The organism is Achromobacter sp. (genome assembly GCF_050285565.1).
Classification (GTDB): Bacteria; Pseudomonadota; Gammaproteobacteria; order Burkholderiales; family Burkholderiaceae_B; genus Achromobacter.
On record NZ_JBLZXG010000001.1, the window covers coordinates 370,260 to 390,336 of the forward strand.

The 20,077-nt window shown below is 67.0% G+C and carries 20 protein-coding genes; 16 read left to right on the forward strand and 4 right to left on the reverse strand.

Annotated elements, in window-relative coordinates:
- Positions 1-30: 30 nt before the first annotated feature.
- The 11 genes from aspT (at position 31) to ACN6O8_RS01660 (ending at position 11,976) form a co-directional block, all read left to right on the forward strand.
- A complete protein-coding gene (gene aspT / locus ACN6O8_RS01610) occupies positions 31-1,734 on the forward strand; it encodes an aspartate-alanine antiporter (RefSeq protein ID WP_427989340.1) in 1,704 nt (567 codons plus the stop codon).
- A gap of 298 nt (positions 1,735-2,032) precedes the next feature.
- A complete protein-coding gene (locus ACN6O8_RS01615) occupies positions 2,033-2,674 on the forward strand; it encodes a peroxiredoxin (protein ID WP_006388282.1) in 642 nt (213 codons plus the stop codon).
- Between the two features lie 225 nt (positions 2,675-2,899).
- Positions 2,900-3,928, forward strand: coding sequence for a sulfate ABC transporter substrate-binding protein (locus ACN6O8_RS01620; protein WP_427989341.1), 1,029 nt, complete (start codon positions 2,900-2,902; stop codon positions 3,926-3,928).
- Between the two features lie 24 nt (positions 3,929-3,952).
- Positions 3,953-4,843, forward strand: coding sequence for a sulfate ABC transporter permease subunit CysT (gene cysT, locus ACN6O8_RS01625; RefSeq protein WP_427989342.1), 891 nt, complete (start codon positions 3,953-3,955; stop codon positions 4,841-4,843).
- Positions 4,840-5,739, forward strand: a complete 900-nt coding sequence (cysW, locus tag ACN6O8_RS01630) for a sulfate ABC transporter permease subunit CysW (RefSeq protein WP_427989343.1) — start codon at positions 4,840-4,842, stop codon at positions 5,737-5,739. The genes cysT and cysW overlap by 4 nt, the downstream gene beginning before the upstream one ends.
- A gap of 25 nt (positions 5,740-5,764) precedes the next feature.
- Positions 5,765-6,829, forward strand: coding sequence for a sulfate/molybdate ABC transporter ATP-binding protein (locus ACN6O8_RS01635; protein WP_427989344.1), 1,065 nt, complete (start codon positions 5,765-5,767; stop codon positions 6,827-6,829).
- Entirely contained in the window at positions 6,826-7,572 is a 747-nt protein-coding gene (locus ACN6O8_RS01640) for a phosphoadenylyl-sulfate reductase (RefSeq protein WP_427989345.1), read from the forward strand. Before ACN6O8_RS01635 ends, ACN6O8_RS01640 begins: the two co-directional genes overlap by 4 nt.
- Positions 7,573-7,611: 39 nt before the next feature.
- The gene (gene cysD / locus ACN6O8_RS01645) at positions 7,612-8,520 is read left to right on the forward strand and encodes a sulfate adenylyltransferase subunit CysD (RefSeq protein ID WP_427989346.1); all 909 of its coding nucleotides are present in this window, start codon (positions 7,612-7,614) and stop codon (positions 8,518-8,520) included.
- Positions 8,521-8,563: 43 nt separating this feature from the next.
- Positions 8,564-9,862 (forward strand): sulfate adenylyltransferase subunit 1, encoded by a 1,299-nt coding sequence (locus ACN6O8_RS01650; protein ID WP_427989347.1) that lies wholly within the window; start codon positions 8,564-8,566, stop codon positions 9,860-9,862.
- A gap of 212 nt (positions 9,863-10,074) precedes the next feature.
- Positions 10,075-11,484, forward strand: coding sequence for a PA0069 family radical SAM protein (locus ACN6O8_RS01655; protein ID WP_427989348.1), 1,410 nt, complete (start codon positions 10,075-10,077; stop codon positions 11,482-11,484).
- Positions 11,485-11,544: 60 nt separating this feature from the next.
- Entirely contained in the window at positions 11,545-11,976 is a 432-nt protein-coding gene (locus tag ACN6O8_RS01660; RefSeq protein ID WP_427989349.1) for a hypothetical protein, read from the forward strand.
- A gap of 80 nt (positions 11,977-12,056) precedes the next feature.
- Here the strand turns inward: ACN6O8_RS01660 and ACN6O8_RS01665 are convergent, their stop codons facing one another.
- Complete coding sequence (locus ACN6O8_RS01665; RefSeq protein ID WP_427989350.1) at positions 12,057-12,929, reverse strand: EamA family transporter; 873 nt, start codon at positions 12,927-12,929, stop codon at positions 12,057-12,059.
- A gap of 237 nt (positions 12,930-13,166) precedes the next feature.
- Here ACN6O8_RS01665 and rplS point away from each other — a divergent pair, with 237 nt between their 5' ends.
- Positions 13,167-13,547 carry a 50S ribosomal protein L19 gene (gene rplS / locus ACN6O8_RS01670; protein WP_006218237.1) on the forward strand — a complete coding sequence of 127 codons (381 nt, stop codon included), beginning with the start codon at positions 13,167-13,169 and terminating at the stop codon, positions 13,545-13,547.
- Positions 13,548-13,670: 123 nt separating this feature from the next.
- On the forward strand, positions 13,671-14,402 hold the full coding sequence (locus ACN6O8_RS01675) for a CoA pyrophosphatase (RefSeq protein WP_427989351.1): 732 nt from the start codon (positions 13,671-13,673) through the stop codon (positions 14,400-14,402).
- 36 nt (positions 14,403-14,438) lie between these two features.
- Here ACN6O8_RS01675 and rsgA read toward each other — a convergent pair whose 3' ends face one another.
- Positions 14,439-15,401, reverse strand: a complete 963-nt coding sequence (gene rsgA, locus ACN6O8_RS01680) for a ribosome small subunit-dependent GTPase A (protein ID WP_427989352.1) — start codon at positions 15,399-15,401, stop codon at positions 14,439-14,441.
- On the reverse strand, positions 15,398-16,648 hold the full coding sequence (locus tag ACN6O8_RS01685) for a M48 family metallopeptidase (protein WP_427989353.1): 1,251 nt from the start codon (positions 16,646-16,648) through the stop codon (positions 15,398-15,400). Before ACN6O8_RS01685 ends, rsgA begins: the two co-directional genes overlap by 4 nt.
- A gap of 76 nt (positions 16,649-16,724) precedes the next feature.
- On the opposite strand from ACN6O8_RS01685, the gene orn reads away from it, so the two are divergent.
- Both orn and ACN6O8_RS01695 read left to right on the forward strand, forming a co-directional pair.
- On the forward strand, positions 16,725-17,270 hold the full coding sequence (orn, locus tag ACN6O8_RS01690; RefSeq protein WP_427989354.1) for an oligoribonuclease: 546 nt from the start codon (positions 16,725-16,727) through the stop codon (positions 17,268-17,270).
- Positions 17,271-17,313: 43 nt separating this feature from the next.
- Positions 17,314-17,946, forward strand: coding sequence for an NAD(P)H-hydrate epimerase (locus tag ACN6O8_RS01695; protein WP_427989355.1), 633 nt, complete (start codon positions 17,314-17,316; stop codon positions 17,944-17,946).
- Positions 17,947-17,976: 30 nt separating this feature from the next.
- Here the strand turns inward: ACN6O8_RS01695 and paaX are convergent, their stop codons facing one another.
- Positions 17,977-18,906, reverse strand: a complete 930-nt coding sequence (gene paaX / locus ACN6O8_RS01700) for a phenylacetic acid degradation operon negative regulatory protein PaaX (RefSeq protein WP_427989356.1) — start codon at positions 18,904-18,906, stop codon at positions 17,977-17,979.
- Positions 18,907-19,078: 172 nt separating this feature from the next.
- On the opposite strand from paaX, the gene paaA reads away from it, so the two are divergent.
- Complete coding sequence (gene paaA / locus ACN6O8_RS01705) at positions 19,079-20,068, forward strand: 1,2-phenylacetyl-CoA epoxidase subunit PaaA (protein ID WP_427989357.1); 990 nt, start codon at positions 19,079-19,081, stop codon at positions 20,066-20,068.
- Positions 20,069-20,077 lie beyond the last annotated feature (9 nt).

The following is a 20,077-nucleotide window of genomic DNA, read 5'->3' on the forward strand; positions in this document are numbered from 1 at the left end:
CGTCCACCGCATCCAGGGTGACATGACCTCATGACGTGCTCAGTCGGGTTCTTCAACAACGTTCCCATCGCGGTGCTGTTTCTGACGGTGGGCTTGGGATACCTGATCGGCAAGCTCAGGGTCGGGCCGATCCAGCTGGGGGGCGTGTGCGGCACGCTCATCGTCGCCCTGCTGATCGGCCAGACCGGCTGCCAGATGCGCGGCGACCTGAAAGAGGTGGCGTTCGCCCTGTTCATCTTCGCCATGGGCTATTCGGGCGGGCCGCAGTTCTTCGCCAACCTGAACCGCTCCAGCCTGCGCTATATCGTGCTGCCGCTGATAGAAGCGCTGCTGGTGCTGACCGTGGTGCTGGCGGCGGTGCCGCTGTTCGGGCTGGATGCGGGAACCGCGGCCGGCCTGGCCGCGGGGGCGGCGACGGAGTCCGCCGTGGTCGGCACCGCCGCCGAGGCGCTCAAGCATCTGGGCCTGGCGGACGCCGAGGTGCAGCGCATGGAGGCCAATATCGCCACGGCCTACACGCTGACCTACCTGGTGGGCCTGATCAGCATTGTGTTTTTCACCAGCCAGGTGGCGCCGGCCCTGCTGCGCATCAACCTGCGCGAGGCCTCCAAGGTGCTCGAGGAGAAGCTGGGCGCGGGCCCGGGCGAGGCCGGCGACAGCATGATGCCGACCCTGCCACGCTTGGTGGGACGCTCGCATGTGGTCAAGGATGCCGATGGCAAGACCGTGGGCGAGGTCGAGGCCGCGCTGGGCGGCCGCAGCGCGATCAGCCGCGTCCTGCGCGATGGCGCGGCGATCGAGCCGGCGCCCGCGGATGTGCTGGCCACGGGCGACATCGTGGTGGTGCTGGGGCTGCGCCGCTTCGCGCTGCGCGCCGGTTCGGTGATCGGGCCTGAGATCCAACTGCCCGCGGCGCACGCCGATGATCTGCAACTGGCCGAGCTGCACGTCATCGTCAACCAGAAGGCGGTCAACGGCCACACCGTGGGTGAACTGGCCAGGCGGCCGCGCGCCCAGCGCGCGCGCGGCGTGTTCCTGCAATCGATCCAGCGCTCCGGTCATACGCTGCCGGTCACCCCGGCCACCGTGGTGCAGTACGGCGACCTGGTAACCCTGGTGGGCGCCGAGCCCGAGTTGTCGCAGGCCGGCGCGGCGCTGGGCAATGAGCTGCGGCGCAGCGGCGTGACCGACCTGGTGTTCCTGTCGTTCGGCATTCTCGCGGGGCTGCTGATTGGCAGCCTGGCGGCGCGCCTGTGGGGTATCCCCGTGTCGCTTGGCAGTGGCGGCGGCGCCCTGGTGAGCGGCCTGGTGTGTGGCTGGATCAACGCCAAGCGGCCCGCGCTGGGCCACATGCCCGAGCATGCCGTGCAATTGCTCAAGGACCTGGGCCTGGCGGTGTTTGTCGCCTGTGTCGGCCTGTCGGCCGGGCCGGAGGCGGTGGCGCTGATCCGCGAGCACGGCGCGGTGCTGCCTCTGATCGGCCTGCTGGTGTCGCTGGGGCCGGCCTGCCTGTCGCTGTGGGTGGGCCACAAGCTGCTCAAGATAGAAGGGCCGTTGCTGGTCGGCGCCATTGCCGGCCAGCACGTGAGCACGCCGGCGATCAGCGCCATCCTGGGGGCCAGCGGCAGCGCGGTGCCGTTGCTGGGCTACACCGTGACCTACGCCATCGCCAATGTGCTGCTGCCGGTGCTGGGGCCGGTCATCGTGTCGCTGGCGCATCACCTCGGCACATGAGTCCAGCGCGCCATTCATCCTGGCGCAAGCGGCGGCGAACGTCCGGGCGGCGAACGTCCGGGCGGTGTATGCCAGCAGCGTGCCGTAGCCGATGCTGGCCGGCGTGGTGGCGCACGCCTGCGGCGCGGCCGTGAATATTGCATAAGGTTATATGTCTTGCGTATTTCCCCTGCAACAGGTTTGATGGAAGAATCGTTTCGCGTGGCGCCGCAGGCCGCCGCCGAAACGTTTTTCCAGCCGGCCGCCGGACTCGGTGGCCGGTCGATTCCGCAACCCGAATCCGCAAGCAGGAGACACCATGAGCCACCTACGCCTGGGCGACACCGCGCCCGATTTCGAGCAGGAATCCTCCGCCGGCCCCATCCGTTTCCATGAGTATCTGGGCAATAGCTGGGGCGTGCTGTTCTCGCATCCGGCCGACTTCACGCCGGTCTGCACCACCGAACTGGGCTACACCGCCAAGCTGGCCGACGAATTCGCCAAGCGCAACGTCAAGGTGCTGGCCCTGTCCGTGGACGGTACCGATTCGCACACCAAGTGGATCGAGGACATCAACGATACGCAATCGACCAAGGTCAACTTCCCGATCCTGGCCGACAAGGACCGCAAGGTGTCCGAGCTGTACGACATGATCCACCCGAACGCCAACGCCACGCTGACGGTGCGTTCGGTCTTCATCATCGACCCGAACAAGAAGGTGCGCCTGATCATCACGTATCCGGCCAGCACCGGCCGCAACTTCAACGAGATCCTGCGCGTCATCGATTCGCTGCAGCTTACCGACAGCCACAGCGTGGCCACGCCGGTCAACTGGGAAGACGGCGACGACGTCATCATCGTGCCGTCGCTGCAGGACGAGGCCGTGATCAAGCAGAAGTTCCCCAAGGGGTACAAGGCGGTGCGTCCCTATCTGCGCATTACGCCTCAACCGAATAAGTAAATAAGAAATCCGTGCTTAAGGCGGCCCGCGCCGCCTTGCCGGACGGCGTGTGAAAAGCACCCGCAAAGCCGCGTATTCCCTGGGAATACGCGGCTTTTTCATGGGTGGCGGCGGACGCGCTATATGCCTGGGAGCGATGAGCAATCAAAGAATGATTCGTTCCGTTCAGAACAGGCCGCCGGCACACTTGCTCCCACATTGCCAAACACGCGAAGGGAGCAAGGAATGTCTTTCAGGAAAGCCGGATGGTTGGCCGCCTTGGCCGCAGTGACGATGTCTCTCGCCGCGATCGCGCCGGCGCAGGCGCAGCAGAAGCAGACCTTGTTGAACGTGTCGTACGATCCGACGCGCGAGCTGTATCGCGCCATCGATGACGCCTTCATCAAGCAGTACAAGGAAAAGGCCGGCGTCGACCTGACCATCCGCCAGTCGCACGGCGGTTCCGGCCGCCAGGCGCGCTCGGTCATCGACGGCCTGGAAGCCGACGTGGTGACGCTGGCCCTGGCCTACGACATCGACGCCATCGCCGACCGCGGCCTGTTGCCCGAGAACTGGCAGGCGCGCCTGCCGCAGAACAGCTCGCCCTACACCTCGACCATCGTGTTCCTGGTGCGCAAGGGCAATCCCAAGCACATCAAGGACTGGGATGACCTGGTCAAGGACGGCGTGCAGGTGATCACGCCCAATCCCAAGACCTCGGGCGGCGCCCGCTGGAACTACCTGGCCGCCTGGGCCTACGCGCTGGAAAAGAACGGCGGCAGCGAAGACAAGGCGCGCGCCTACGTCGGCGAGCTGCTCAAGCACGTGCCGGTGCTGGACACCGGCGCTCGCGGCGCCACCACTACCTTCGTCGAACGCGGCGTGGGCGACGTGCTGCTGGCCTGGGAAAACGAAGCCTTCCTGGCGCTGGAGGAACTGGGCCCGGACAAGTTCGACATCGTGGTGCCGTCGCTGTCGATCCTGGCCGAGCCGCCCGTGGCCATCGTCGACAAGATCGTCGACAAGAAGGGCACCCGCGCCGCGGCCCAGGCCTACCTGGAATTCCTCTACACCCCGGCCGCGCAGGAAATCATCGCCAAGAACTACTACCGGCCGATCGACAAGAGCGTGGCCGCCAAGTACGAAAGCAAGTTCCCCAAGGTCAAGCTGGTGACCATCGACGACAAGATCTTCGGCGGCTGGCGCAAGGCGCAGAAGGACCACTTCAGCGACGGCGGCACCTTTGACCAGATCTACCAGCCGCAGAAGAAGTAAGCGGATCTCCAGCGGACGACGGCCATGACTTCAGCCTCGATTCCGACGGCAAAGGGCGCGCAGGCGCCTTTTGCCGTTCGGCGCAACAGCCCGGGCGTGCTGCCCGGTTTCGGCATTTCCATGGGCTACGCAGTGCTGTATCTGAGCGTGCTCGTGTTGATTCCCCTGGCGGCACTGCCGATCAAGAGCGCGGCGCTCGGCTGGCAGGGCTTCTGGGACGCGGTGACGGCGCCACGGGTGCTGGCGTCCTATCAACTTACCTTCGGCGCCTCGCTGCTGGCGGCGTTGGTGAACCTGGTGTTCGGCACCATCGTCGCCTGGGTGCTGGTGCGCTACCGCTTTCCCGGCAAGAAGATCCTGGACGCGCTGGTGGACCTGCCGTTCGCGCTGCCCACCGCCGTGGCCGGCATCGCGCTGACCGCGCTGTATGCCGAAAAGGGCTGGCTGGGCGCGCCGCTGGCCAACTGGTTCGGCCTGAAGGTGGCGTTCACGCCGCTGGGCATCGTGATCGCGCTGATCTTCATCGGCGTGCCGTTTGTGGTGCGCACGGTGCAGCCGGTGCTGGAAGACGTCGAGCGCGAGATCGAGGAGGCTGCCGCCAGCCTGGGCGCCGACCGCTGGCAGACCATCCGCCGCGTGCTGCTGCCGACCATCCTGCCGGCGTTGATGACCGGCTTCGCGCTGGCCTTCGCGCGCGCCGTCGGCGAATACGGCTCGGTGGTGTTCATCGCCGGCAACATGCCGATGGTGTCGGAGATCACGCCGCTGCTCATCATCGCCAAGCTGGAGCAGTTCGACTACGCCGGCGCCGCCGCCATCGCCACGGTGATGCTGGCGCTGTCGTTCGTGCTGCTGCTCATCATCAATCTGCTGCAGGGCTGGCAGGCCCGCCGCGGCCTCGGGAGACAGGCATGAGCGCCGTGGACCGTCCCGCCCACCTGACCGAGCCGCGCTGGGTGCGCGGCATCCTGCTGTTCCTGGCGCTGGGCTTTCTGGCGCTGTTCCTGCTGGTGCCGCTGGCCGCGGTGTTCTACGAGGCCTTGCGCAAGGGCTGGGCGCTGTACCTGGAAGCGATCGTCGAGCCCGACGCGCTGGCCGCGATCCGCCTGACGCTGCTGGTGGCGGCGATCGCGCTGCCGGTGAACCTGGTGTTCGGCGTGGCGGCTGCGTGGGCCATCACCAAGTTCCAGTTCCGCGGCAAGCAGTTCCTGATCACGCTGATCGACCTGCCGTTCTCGGTATCGCCGGTGGTGGCGGGCCTGGTGTTCGTGCTGCTGTTCGGCACCCAGGGCTGGTTTGGCGGCTGGCTGCAGGATCATGACCTGAAGATCGTCTATGCCGTGCCCGGCATCATCCTGGCTTCGCTGTTCGTGACCTTCCCGTTTGTGGCGCGCGAGCTGATCCCGTTGATGCAGGCGCAGGGCAGCGAAGAGGAGCAGGCCGCGCTGACCCTGGGCGCGAGCGGCTGGCAGATCTTCTGGCGCGTGACGCTGCCGAACATCAAGTGGGGCCTGCTGTACGGCGCCATCCTCTGCAACGCGCGCGCCATGGGCGAGTTCGGCGCGGTCTCGGTGGTGTCGGGCCAGATCCGCGGCCTGACCAACACCATGACCCTGCATGTGGAGATTCTCTACAACGAGTACCAGTATTCGGCGGCGTTCGCGGTGGCCTCGCTGCTGGCGCTGCTGGCGTTGGTGACGCTGGTGGCCAAGAACGTGGTCGAGTGGCGCAACGCGCGTTATCTGAAGGCGGCGGAATTGCCGGTCGAGTATCCCGGGCCGGCGGCGGCCATCAAGCCGGCCGTCGCCTGACGCGGCCGGCCAGACGGAGACAAGCATGAGTATCGAGGTTCGCAATCTATCCAAGCGCTTCGGCCAGTTCCGCGCGCTCAACGACGTCGCGCTGCACATCGAGACGGGCGAGCTGGTGGCGCTGCTGGGGCCGTCGGGCTGCGGCAAGACCACGCTGCTGCGCATCATCGCGGGGTTGGAGTCGGCCGACACGGGCAGCGTGCTGTTCGCCGGCGAGGACGCCACCGCCGTCGACGTGCGCCAGCGCCAGGTCGGTTTCGTGTTCCAGCACTATGCGCTGTTCAAGCATATGACGGTGTTCGAGAACGTCGCCTTCGGGCTGCGCGTCAAGCACCGTTCGCGGCGGCCGCCGGAAGACGAGATCCGGCGCAAGGTGCATGACCTGCTCAACCTGGTGCAGCTGGACTGGCTGGCCGACCGCTACCCGGCACAACTGTCGGGCGGCCAGCGCCAGCGCATCGCCCTGGCGCGCGCGCTGGCGGTGGAGCCGCGCGTGCTGCTGCTGGACGAGCCGTTCGGGGCGCTCGACGCCAAGGTGCGCAAGGAACTGCGACGCTGGCTGCGCCGCCTGCACGACGAGCTGAACGTGGCCAGCGTGTTCGTCACCCACGACCAGGAAGAGGCGCTGGAGGTGGCCGACCGCGTGGTGCTGATGAACGCAGGCAGGATCGAACAGGTCGGCACGCCGCGCGAGGTCTGGGAAGGGCCGGCCACGCCGTTCGTCTACGGCTTCCTGGGCGACGTCAACCAGTTGCAGGGCGTGGCCAGCCGCGGCGTCTGGGAAGGGGCGGGGCTGTCGCTGCCGGCGCCCGAGCTGGCGCAGGCCGAGGCGCAGCGCGCCACCGCCTATGTGCGCCCGCACGAATTCGATATCGAGCGTTATCACGCCGGCGGCGCCGGGATCCCGGTACGCCTGTCCCATGCCTATCTGGCCGGCCCCAGCGCCTATCTGGAACTGGCCAGCGAGGATTCCGAAGCGGTCATCGAGGCCGAGGTGCCGGAGCATCTGTACCGGGAACTCGGCCTGCGCGATGGCGACGTGCTCCTGGCCCGCCCGCGCCGGGCCCGTGTCTTCGCGGTGCAATCATGACGGCGGCCGCGCTCGCCACCGGCCTGGCGCCGGCCCTGGCGGCACGCTGGAGCGAACTGCTCGCACGGCTGGCCGATATCCAGCGGCGCTATCCCGACGCGGCGCTGGCGTCGTCGCTGGCGGCGGAGGACATGGTGCTGACGCACGCCATCTACGGCGCCGGCCTGGACCTGGAGGTCTTCACGCTCGACACCGGCCGCCTGCACGCCGAAACGTTGGGCGTGCTGGACGCGGTGCGCGAACGCTACGGGCGTGAAATCACCATCTATCGGCCCGAAGGCGGCGCGGTCGAGCGCCATGTGGCCGAGCATGGCGCCTATGCCTTTTACGAAAGCGTCGAATTGCGCAAGGCCTGTTGCCAGATCCGCAAGGTGGAGCCGCTCAAGCGCGCGCTGGCAGGCCGTGGCGCCTGGATCACCGGGCAGCGGCGCGCGCAGTCCGCGACGCGCGGCGAGCTGCACCTGGAAGAGGATGACGCCACCTTCGGGCTCTACAAGTTCAATCCGTTGGTCGAGTGGAGCGAAGAGGATGTCTGGGGCGTGATCCGTGGCCTCGGCATTCCCTACAACCCGCTGCACGACCAGGGCTATCCGTCGATCGGCTGCGAGCCCTGTACCCGCGCCATCCGCCCGGGCGAAGACCTGCGGGCCGGGCGCTGGTGGTGGGAGTCGTCCGATTCCAAGGAATGCGGCCTGCACGCAGGCAACCGTGTGATCGGCATCGTCGCGGCGCCGCGCGCCTGACGCCGCCACCCATCAGATATCCGTTTTAGGGGAATACTCATGTCCGCAGTGATCCAACGCAGCCACCTGGACTGGCTGGAATCGGAAGCCATCTTCATCCTGCGCGAGGTGGCGGCCGAAAGCGAGAAGCCCGTGCTGCTGTTCTCGGGCGGCAAGGATTCGGTGGTGCTGCTGCGCCTGGCCGAAAAGGCCTTCCGTCCGGGGCGTTTTCCGTTTCCGCTGATGCACATCGACACCGGCCATAACTTCGACGAAGTCATCGCCTTTCGCGATGCCCGCGCGGCCGAACTGGGCGAGACGCTGATCGTGCGCAGCGTCGAGGACTCGATCAAGCGCGGCAGCGTGGTGCTGCGCCGCGAAACCGATTCGCGCAACGCGGCCCAGGCCGTGACGCTGCTGGAGGCGATCGAGGAATTCGGCTTCGACGCTTGCATCGGCGGCGCCCGCCGCGACGAGGAAAAGGCGCGCGCCAAGGAACGCATCTTCTCGTTCCGCGACGAATTCGGCCAGTGGGATCCCAAGGCCCAGCGCCCGGAATTGTGGAACCTGTTCAACACCAAGGTGCATCGCGGCGAGAACATGCGGGTCTTCCCGATCTCCAACTGGACCGAGCTGGACGTCTGGCAGTACATCCAGCGCGAGCGGTTGGCGCTGCCGTCGATTTACTTCAGCCACGAGCGCGAGGTGGTGCGGCGCAAGGGCCTGCTGGTGCCGGTCACGCGCCTGACGCCGCCGCAGGAGGGCGACACGGTCGAGCGTCTGTCGGTGCGCTTTCGCACCGTGGGCGACATTTCCTGCACCTGCCCGGTGGCCTCGGACGCCGCCGACACCGCCGCCATCATCGCCGAGACCGCGGTGACCGACATCACCGAGCGCGGCGCCACGCGCATGGACGACCAGACTTCCGAGGCCTCGATGGAGCGCCGCAAGAAGGAAGGCTATTTCTGATCGCACAAGCGGCCGGCGCCATGCCGGCCCACAGGGGACGCATATGAACGCAGTAAACGATTCTTTTCTTTCCGGCGCCGACACCGGCGTGCTGCGCCTGATCACCGCCGGCTCGGTCGATGACGGCAAATCGACGCTGATCGGCCGCCTGCTGTACGACAGCAAGGGCGTGTTCGCCGACCAGCTCGACGCGATCTCGCGCGCCAAGTACAAGCGCGTGGCCGAGGGCGGCATCGACTTCTCGCTGCTGACCGACGGCCTGGAGGCCGAGCGCGAGCAGGGCATCACCATCGACGTGGCCTACCGCTATTTCTCGACGCCGGCACGCAAGTTCATCATCGCCGACGCGCCCGGCCACGAGCAGTACACCCGCAACATGGTGACCGGCGCGTCCACCGCCGACGTCGCGGTGATCCTGATCGACGCCACCCGCGCCGCCGACGGCAAGCTGCTGCCGCAGACCAAGCGCCACAGCACCATCGCGCGGCTGCTGGGCATCCGCCACATCGTGGTGGCGGTCAACAAGATGGATCTGGTGGATTGGGATCCGGCCGTATTCGAGCGCATCCGCGATGCCTATGCCGACCTGGCTGCCAGGCTTGGCATCGCGCACTTCGACGCGCTGCCGTTGTCGGCATTGAATGGCGACAACGTGGTGACGCGGTCGGACAACACGCCCTGGTACACCGGTCAGCCGCTGCTGACGTTGCTGGAGTCGCTCGACCTGGCGGCCGACGGTCGCGCCGGACCGCTGCGCTTTCCGGTGCAATGGGTGGCGCGCCACGATGGCAGTCTCAAGGAGGATTTCCGCGGCTATGCGGGCCGCATCGCCAGCGGCGTGCTGCGTCCGGGCGACGAGATCACGGTGCAGCCGTCCGGCGTGACGGCGCGGGTGCAGGAGCTGCGTCTGTTCGATCGTGCGCTGGACGAGGCGGTGGCGGGCGACTCGGTCACGCTGGTGCTGGACCGCGATGTCGACGTGTCGCGCGGCGATGTGATCGTGCATGCCTCGGCGCCGGCACAGGTGGCGCGCGAATTCGAGGCCGAGCTGTGCTGGCTCGACGCGCAGGCGCTCAATCCGGCTCGCAAGTATCTGCTCAAGCACGGTACGCGGCTGACCTCGGTGAAGATCCGCGCGGTGCTCACGCATCGCGACATCCACGAATTGCAGGAAGTGCAGAACACCGAAGGCACGCTGCGCATGAATGACATCGGTCGCGTCACGCTCACCACGCGCGAGGCGTTGGCGGTGGATCGCTATGCCGATGTAGCCGCCACCGGCGCCTTCATCCTGATCGATGAGGCCACGCACCAGACCGCGGCGGCGGGCATGTTGCGATAAACCGCAAAGGCAGTCGGCGACACCGTGCCCAAGGTGGATCCTGAGGTGTTGTTTTTATTCCAAATCCAATGCTGGCGCGGGTTCTGGGGCGATCTCGCAACGTGAAATCGAATTCTCCGGACGCCGTCTTCTTCTTGCGGTAAAGTGGGGCTGTCTTACGGAAAGGCTTTTGGTGCTTGTCAAAACCACTGTGTTTTTGTACAGTAGTTTTCATGGCACGCACCGATCATTCTTTTCCCGCCGGTTCTGGGTCCCCGGCTGCCGCCCCCGCCGCCTTGCGCGGTCGGGGTGCGGTTACTAATGTTCGGCATCGCTTCCAAAACGACGATCGCTTGCAGGTCGACGACGGCTGGTCAGCCTCGGGCCTCCCGGCTGATTTCGTCGAAGCTGTCCCCGATATTTCCCCTGACTGTGCCGCGGATGTTCCCGCTGGCCAGGCTCTGCGAAGCGGCGCCGGTTCGCCGGCTACGATCATTCCCATCCTGCCGGACGCACGCATCGCCCCGGCCGCGCCCAAGACCACCGTCACCGCCGAAGAGGCCCGCAAGGTTCTGTCGCGCAACGACTCGCCAGATATTCCCTTCGACGTTGCGGTCAATCCCTACCGCGGCTGCGAGCACGGCTGCGTCTACTGCTACGCCCGGCCGACCCACTCCTACCTGGGCTATTCGCCCGGCCTCGACTTCGAAACCCGGTTGGTGGCCAAGGCCAACGCGGTTCAGGCGTTGCGGGCGGAAATCAGCCGGCCCGGCTACAAGCCCTCGCCCATCAACATCGGTTCAGCCACCGACGCCTACCAACCCATCGAGCGCGAATGGCGCCTGACGCGCGGCATGCTCGAACTGATGCTCGAAACGCGTCACCCGCTCACCATCGTCACCAAGAACGCCCTGGTGGCCCGCGACCTCGACCTGCTGGCCGCGCTGGCCGAGCAGAACCTGGTGGTGGTCTACATGAGCATCACCACGCTGGACGCCGGCATGGCCCGCACCCTCGAGCCCCGCGCCGCGGCCCCCTGGCGCCGCCTGGAAGCCGTGCGCAACCTGACCGCCGCGGGCGTACCCGTCGGCGTGCTGGTGGCGCCCGTGATTCCATTCATCAACGATGACGCCATGGAGCACATCCTGCAGGAATCCAAGGCGGCGGGCGCCCACTATGCCAGCTACACCGTCGTTCGGCTGCCCTGGGAAGTCAAAACCCTGTTCGAAGATTGGCTCAATGCCCATTACCCGGACCGTGCCCAGCGCGTGCTGCATCGCATCGAAGACCTGCGCAACGGCCGTCGCAACGATCCCAACTTCGGGTCGCGCATGCGCGGCACCGGCATCTGGGCAGACCTGCTGCGCCAGCGTTTCGCTGTCGCCACCCGCAAGCTGGGGTTGAACCGCCACCGCCTGGCGCTCGACTGCGACCGCTTTCGGCCCCCTGCGTCGGCCGGCGCTTCCGCCACATTGTTTTCAGCCGCGGACGCAGCCGATGCCCCCGTTTTCCCATCCCCGGTTGGCGCGCAAGCGTCTTCAGGGGTCCCTTTTCCCAGTGCCGTGCCCGTGGCCGGCGCCTACGGGCGCGGTGCGCGCCAGTTACGCGCCATGGCCGCCGGGCAATTGTCGTTGTTCGACTGACCCGCGGGTTGCCGCCGTGGCGTGTCGCCGCGGCTCCCGATCGCGCTACAAGGAGTTCCTATGAACACCGCTCAACTTTCCGTTCTGCCGGATGACCTCGCCGCCGTATCGTTGACGCCGCTGCGCCGGGTGGCGCAGCGTGCGCGGGCCATCGGCGCCCGCTTCACCGGCCTGGTCATGCCCTGGGCCGGCGCCGCGACGCCGGATCGGGCGCCGCCCGCCAGCACCGGCGCGGCGGCGCCCGCCGCGTCCGAGCCCCGGCAGCGCGAGCGTGCCGGCACCCAGCCGGGCAAGTGGCCATTCCCGCCGACGGCCGCGCCGGCGGCGCCGGCCGCCCGTGGTCCGCGCGAGCGCAGTCTGGGCAACGCCACGGTCGAACCCGTGTCGAATCAGGTCAGCGTGAAAAGCATGGTGCTGGACGTGGTGCTGGTGCTGGCGTGGGGCGCGATGATTCCCGCGCTCATGTGGCTGGGCGTGGCCGGCGGCTTCTGAGACGGCGTCACCGTTCGGGCCGGCACCCGGACGCGCCGTGGCGCTTTACCTCGCGGGCCCGCCTGTGGGCCGGCCCTGGTTCAGGTCGAACCCAGCAGCACCACGCCCATCAGGATCGACAGACAGCCGGCCAACCGGCCAGGGCCCACTTTCTCGCGCAGCAGGAACATGCCGGCCAGGGTACCCAGCATCATCGACATCTCGCGCGCCGGCGCCACCAGGCTCAGCGGCGCGCCGTTGCGCAGCGCATACAGCACCAGGATGTATCCCAGCGGCGAGAGCAGTCCCACCGCCAGCGCCAGGTGCCAGTGGCCGCGCATCAGTGCCCACGCCTGAGCGCGGCGGTTCAGCATGTGGGGCGTCATCATGGCCGTGCGGGTGACACAGGTGAACCAGTCGAACAGCACCGGGCTGATCAGCAGCACCTTGACGCCATAGGCGTCCACCACGGTGTAGGCGGCGATGAACAGGCCGATCACCACGCCCCAGCGCACGCCGATCCAGGCCTGCGCGTTGCGGAAAATCGACAGCCGTCCCTGGGTGGCGATCAGCAGCACGCCGATCACCACGCACAGCATGCCGGCGATGCCGGTGGCGGTGGCCGGCTCGCGCAGCAGCAGGAAGGCGCCGGTGGTGGAGAGCAGGGGGCCGGTGCCCCGGGCGATGGGGTAGACCACCGACAGATCGGCCACCTGGTAGCCGCGTTGCAGGCACAGGCTGTAGCCCAGATGCAACAGGCTGGAAGTCAGGATGGCCCCGACCACGGGCCAGGTCCAGGTCATGCCGTCATGCAGCAGCACCCACACGACCCACGGCGCGTACAGCACCGAGGCGCACAGCCCGTAGGCGAAGACAAACGGAGCGCCCACCATGGCCGCGCGCTTGGCGAGCAGGTTCCACGTTGCGTGGGCCATCGCCGCCAGGACGACCAATAACAGGGACGAATACGACATGAGGGAACAGCGTCTGATGACGTGTTTGTTACAGAAACCGCTAGGGTACCGCAAACCCGCGGGCAGGGCGTCATGTTACCCGAGGCGCCAGGCAATTTTTGGTGTAGAATCATTGGTTTGCCAAATCTCATCCTCTGCTTGCGGTACACGGCCAGGCGCATTTTCAGGCCCGGCCCGAACAACATCGAACGGCAAAGCGCTTTAGTCCGCAAAGGCATGATGATCTAGGAGTTCTCAATGAACCTTATCGCTATCCTGGAACAGGAAGAGATTGCCCGCCTGACTGGCGGTCAAGCCAAGCCTGAATTTGCTCCTGGTGACACCGTCATCGTGAGCGTGAACGTCGTTGAAGGCACCCGCAAGCGCGTGCAGGCTTTCGAAGGCGTCGTGATCGCCAAGCGCAACCGCGGCCTGAACTCCGCGTTCACCGTGCGCAAGATTTCGTCGGGTGAAGCCGTGGAACGTACGTTCCAGCTGTACTCGCCGCAAATCGCCGGCATCGAAGTCAAGCGCCGCGGCGACGTGCGCCGCGCCAAGCTGTACTACCTGCGCAACCGCTCGGGCAAGTCGGCGCGTATCAAGGAAAAGCTGGTCAGCAAGCAAGCCTCGGCGGCTTGATCGCTTATCGGCACACGGCCCCACCAGTGTCGAACGCTCACGCCATCCAGCGTTTTCGTTCGGCACGGGTTTCCGGGTTAAAAAGGCACCTGCGAGGGTGCCTTTTTCTTTTTGAAAAGCCGTATGTCTGATTCCTCGTCTTCTGCGCGGCCACGCCGGCCGCTGGTGCGTCCCGGGTTCGACCCGGCGTCGCAACCCTGGGTGGTTGCCAACGATTCCCTGCCGGCGGTGCCGGCCGGCCTGCTGACGCCCGACCTGCTGCGCGGCACGCTCAGCCAGCCGTCCACCTGGACGCTGGAGCTGTCGCGCGACAACGACCTGCGCTATCCCGGCCGCGAGGGCGCGCCGGTGCCCGCCGCCGTGCTGATTCCGCTGGTGACACGTGAGGACGGCGTGCGCATCATGCTGACCCAGCGCGCGGCGCACCTGCACGACCACGCCGGCCAGATCAGTTTTCCTGGTGGCCGTATCGAAACCAGCGACGCCACGCCGGTCGCGGCGGCGCTGCGCGAGGCCCAGGAGGAAACCGGATTGCCGGCCAATCACGTCGAGGTGCTGGGCAGCATGCCCCCATACCTGACCGCCACCGGGTTTTCGATCATTCCCGTGGTCTCGTTGGTCAAGCCTGGCTTCCAGCTGGCGCCGGACGCCTTCGAAGTGGCTGAAGTGTTCGAGGTGCCGTTGTCGTTCCTGATGGATCCGGCCAACCACCGCCTCTATGAGGCGCGGCTGGAGGATGGCCGTGTACGTCACTACTACGGCATGCCGTATGGCCGGCACTTCATCTGGGGCGCGACGGCGGGCATGTTGCGCAATCTCTATCACCTGTTGCGCAACGGCTTCGAACCGCGTTGACCGCGGCGGCCGGGCATGCCGGCCGCGCCGGGTCGTTCAGTAACGCTGCTGCCCCGCCAGGTTTTCTTCCAGGATACGCAGGTAGAGCGCGTAACGCGCGGGGTCGATCGCGCCCGCGTCCAGCGCCGCGACCACGCCGCAACCCGGCTCATGGCGATGGGTGCAGTTGTAGAAGCGGCAGGATTCGATCGGTTTGGTGAATTCCGGAAAGCCCCGGATGATGTCCTCGCGGCTCAGGTGCTGCAGGCCGAAGGCCTGGAATCCGGGTGAGTCGATCAGGTCGCCACCGGGCGCGGGCAAATGGTAGAGGCGGGTGCTGGTGGTGGTGTGCTTGCCCATGTCCAACGCCGTCGAGTGTTCGCGCGTGGGCGCGGCGGCATCCGGCACCAGGGCGTTCAGCAGCGTCGATTTGCCCATGCCGCTCTGTCCCAGCAGCAAGTTGGTGCGGCCGGCCAGGCGCGGCGCCAGCAAGGTGTGGACGTGTTCCGGCGCCAGCGCGCTGAGCTCGATGATGTCCACGCCCAGCGCGGCGATCGGCGCCAGCCGGGCGCGGGCGGCTGGCAGCGCGTCGGTGATATCGGTCTTGTTCAGGATGATCAGCGGCGCGATGCCGGCGCTCCAGGCGCCAGCCAGCGCACGGCCGGTGAGATCATCGGAGAAGGTCGGCTGCACCGCGACCACGATCAGTAATTGGTCGACATTGGAGGCGAACTGCTTGGATCGCATGTCATCGGAGCGGTACAGCAGGTTGCGGCGCGGCAGGACCGCATCGATGGCGCCTTCGTCCTGGCCCTGCGGCGTAATGCGGACGCGGTCACCGACCGCGGCGCCGGCTTTCTTGCCGCGCGGAAAGCACTTGCGCAGGCTGCCATCGGCCAGTTCGACGGTGTAGTGGCGGCCATGCGCCGCGATGATGCGGCCTTCGTTGGCGGCGTTGGTCTGCGCGCCGGCCTGGGGCGTGTCCTGGAAGGCGGCCTTGTGGCGGTCGTTCATGCTCATGCCGCGGGCGCCGTCAGGTGGCGGATGCGCACGGCGGCGGGGGGATGGCTGTCGTAGAAGGCGGAGTGCACGGGATCGGGTGTCAGGGTGGCGGCGTTGTCGTCATAGAGCTTGACCAGGGCGGACACCAGGCGGTCGGGCGAGCTCTGCTCGGCCGCGTAGCGGTCGGCCTCGAACTCGTCGCGGCGCGAGTACCAACTGGCCAGCGGCGTGAAGACGAAGGTGAAAACGGGAATAGCCAGAAAGAACAGCAGCAGCGCCATGGCGTCGTTGCGGCCTCCCAGCTGGGGCAGCACGCCCAGGCCCACGTAGAACCAGGGTTGTTGCGCGATCCAGCCCAGGATGGCGAAAAAAACCAGCGCGGCGGCGAAGCTGAAGAGGATGCGCTTGATGATGTGGCGCTTGGCGAAGTGGCCGAGCTCGTGCGCCAGCACGGCCTCGATTTCGTCGGCGTTCAGGCGCGCCAGCAGCGTGTCGAAGAACACGATGCGGCGCGAGCGCCCGAAGCCGGTGAAATAGGCATTGCCGTGCGCAGAGCGGCGCGAGCCGTCCATGACGAACAGACCGTTGAGGGCGAAGCCGCAGCGCTGCGCCAGGCGCTGGATGCGGCCGGCCAGCTCGGGGTCGGACAGCGGCGTGAACTTGTTGAACAGCGGCGCGATGAACATCGGGTAGACGATCAGCAGCGCCAGGTTGAACACGGTCCACAGCGCCCACGCCCAGAGCCACCAGTATTGCCCCGCGCTGCCCATCAGCCATAGCACGGCCGCGGCCAGCGGCAGGCCCAGCACCGCCGCCACCAGCAGGCCCTTGAGGGCGTCGGAGATGAACAGTTCGGGCGTCATGCGGTTGAAACCGAAGCGGGCTTCCAGCTTGAACTGCCGCCACAGCGTGAATGGCAGTCCCAGCAGGCCCAGCAGCAGGGCCACGGCCACCAGCAGCAGCATCTGGCGCAGGAAATCATTGCTGGTAAGCTGGGCCACCATGAGGTCGATGGCCTGTAGTCCGCCCAGCAGCGTCAGGCCGACCAGCAGGATGGCATCGTAGGTGCGTTCGAACATGCCCAGCCTGACCCGGGCCACCGTATAGTCGGCCGCGCGCTGGTGGCTGGCCAGACCGATACGGTGCGAGAATTCCGGCGGCACCTGGTCGCGATGGCGCGCCACATGGCGGATCTGGCGGCTGGCCAGCCACATGCGCACGGCGATATCGGTCAGCAGGAAGGCAACGAACAGCAGTGTGAACATGGGCGATGCGGCTGGCTCAAATGGGTATGTGCGAGAATCACGTGTTTGAAAATCGCGTGTTTTATAGGCAAATTATATGGCTGTGAACGAAAACCGCCTGGTCTGGCTGGACATGGAAATGACCGGCCTGGACCCTGAAAAAGAACGCATCATCGAAGTCGCCGTGGTGGTCACCGAGGCCGACCTGACCGTGGTTGCCGAAGGCCCCGTGCTGGTCGTGCACCAGCCCGACAGCCTGCTCGACGCCATGGACAGCTGGAATAAATCCACCCATGGCAAGAGCGGCCTGATCGACAAGGTCCGCGCCTCGACGATTTCCGAGGCGCAGGCAGAGGATACGCTGTTGGCGTTTCTCGCGCAGCACGTGCCGGCCGGCAAGTCACCGCTGTGCGGCAACACCATCAGCCAGGACCGCCGGTTCATGTTTGCTTACATGCCGCGCCTGGAGCAGTTCTTCCACTATCGCAATCTGGACGTCAGCACGCTCAAGGAACTGGCGCGTCGCTGGGCGCCCGCCGTGTACAAGGGGTTCGAGAAGAAGAGCCGCCACGAAGCGTTGGCCGACATCTACGAATCGATCGACGAACTGAAGTATTACCGCGAACACTTCCTGAAGGTGTAGTGGCCCGCCGCCGGCCGGTGGCGCCGTTTTTCCGCGAGCCGTCATGCCGTCCTCCTATCCTGTTGCCCGTATCCGCGCCGCCGAACGCCAGGCCTTGGCCGAAGGCCGGCGGCTGATGCCGCTGGCGGGCGCCGCCGCGGCGGCTTTCGTGGCCCGGCGGATCGCACCCGGCGCCGTGGTGCTGGCGCTGGCCGGCCCGGGCAACAACGGCGGTGATGCCCTGGAGGCCGCGACGCGGCTGCGCAAGCTCGGCCTCGACCTGCGGGTGGTGCTGCCCGCGGGCGCGCAGGGGCTGCCCGAAGACGCCGCCCGCGCCTTTGCCGGCTGGATCGCGGCGGGCGGCACGGTGACGGCCGCTCCCGAACCCGGCCTCGTTCCCGATCTGGTCATCGACGGGCTGTTCGGCATCGGCCTGAACCGCCCCCTGGGCCCCGGCTGGCAGGCGCTGGTGGATACCGTCAATGGCTGGCATGTGCCGGTGCTGGCGCTGGACGTGCCCAGCGGCATCGACGCCGATACGGGCGCGCTCCTGGGACGGCCGATCCTGGCTCGCTGGACGCTGTCCTTCATCGCCCGGGCCAGGGGGTTGGAAGTTCCCGCGGCGGCGCACGCGGCCGGCGAATTGCACCTGGACACGCTGGGCGTGGCAATGCCGGGCGAGGTGGGCGAAGCCTGAGCGGGTCGTGTCGCGGTCAACGCCCCGCGCTCACGCCGGCCGGCCGCCGAAGCGCGTCGCGATGTCGGCGGCCAGTGGCCCGTAGCGTTCGTTGTCGCGGCCGGCCAGCGCATTCAGGTGCGCTTCCGAAGCGTCGAATACCTGCCAGTAGATGCGGCCGCAGATCTCGCGAGCCGCGTGGCCGGGCCAGTTGTCGGGCAACATCGGCCCGGGCAGTTGCGGGTCGTGCAGCACGATCCGGCGCCAGCTGTGCAGCAGCAGGACGCGCGCGATGAAGGCGTCCGCTGGCGAGGGCGGGGATTCCAGCAGTTTTTCCAGCGGCCCGAAATTGCGGCTGAACTGCCGGTACTGTTCCGCCACGTCGTCCAGGTTCCAGCACTGCGCGGCCAGGCTCGCTATCGGCAGGCCGCCGGCGCCGGCCAGGTCGCGCGCCGACAGCACCAGCGCCTTGTCCGGAATGCCCAGTTTTTCCAGGATGTCATGCGCCGCGCGCGCTTCGGTGTGTGGGTGCGCGAAGAGGCCCGGCGCGATCATGCCGAACCCTTCCCAGACCAGTTCACGGCGCAGTTCCGCGCGCTCGGCCAGGCCGTTGCCGGTGCGCGGCAGCGCCACCAGCGTCCATTCCCCATTCCATTCCAGCGGCGCGCCTTCGTAGATGCGCTGCGAGGCGTGCGCCGTGTGGCGCAGGCCCTGCTCGGAGATCAGGTAGAGGCTGCGCCGCCCGTGGCGTTCGGATTGCAGCCAGTTCTGCGCCACCAGCCGGAACACGCTGGTGCGCAGCAGGCGTTCATTGATGCCCAGCGGGGCCAGCAGCTCGATCAGGTCGCCCAGCCAGATCGCGCCCCCGTGGGGCGCCAGCGCGTCGCCCAGCAGGCTGACGCAGAGGGATTTGGCGCGCGGCGGATCGCTCTTGATCAGGCGTGACAGGTAACGGTCCAGGGGCGACTGAGGGTTTGCCATAAGGGGGGCCGCAAGGGGCCGATATCGGGATCCTGGATATGATACATAAATCCAATGTGATACAGATTTGAGTTTGACAATGGATTTTTTGTATTAAATAATCCGCCTATGACATGACGGCACTGCGCGGCGTCTGCTTTGCGCTATCGCAAACCGTCTCAAGGAGACAAACATGTACGCTCAACTCGTCGAAACCGGCGTCAAGCAGGTCAAGACCGCCGACCAGCTCGAAGGCCGCGAACAGACGTTCCAGCGCCGCATCGACGATGGTGTGCGGATCGAGGCCAAGGACTGGATGCCCGAGGCCTACCGCAAGACGCTGGTGCGCCAGATCTCGCAGCACGCGCACTCCGAAATCGTCGGCATGCTGCCCGAAGGCAACTGGATCACCCGCGCCCCGTCGCTCAAGCGCAAGGCCATCCTGCTGGCCAAGGTGCAGGACGAGGCCGGCCACGGACTCTACCTGTACAGCGCCGCCGAAACCCTGGGCGTGTCGCGCGACGACCTGATCGATGACCTGCACGCCGGCCGCGCCAAGTACTCCAGCATCTTCAACTACCCCACGCTCAGTTGGGCCGACATCGGCATGATCGGCTGGCTGGTCGACGGCTCGGCCATCATCAACCAGATTCCGCTGTGCCGCTGCTCCTACGGCCCCTACGCGCGCGCCATGGTGCGGGTCTGTAAGGAGGAGTCCTTCCACCAGCGCCAGGGTTACGACCTGCTGATGCAGATGTGCCTGCACGGCACGCCCGAACAGAAGGCGATGGTGCAGGACTCGCTGAACCGCTGGTGGTGGCCGGCGCTCATGATGTTCGGGCCCTCGGACGCCGACTCGCCCAACAGCGCCCAGTCCATGGCCTGGAAGATCAAGCTGTTCTCCAACGATGAACTGCGCCAGAAGATGGTCGACCAGACCGTGCCGCAGGCCGAATACCTGGGCCTGACCATCCCCGATCCCAAGCTCAAGTGGAACGCCGAGCGTGGCCACTACGACTTCGGCGAGATCGACTGGGCCGAGTTCTACGCCGTGCTCAAGGGCAACGGCCCGTGCAACCGTGAACGCCTGGCCGCGCGCGTCAAGGCCCACGAAGACGGCGCCTGGGTGCGCGAGGCGCTGGTCGCCCACGCCGACAAGCAGGCCGAGCGCAAGGCGGCCTGAGCCCTGGCC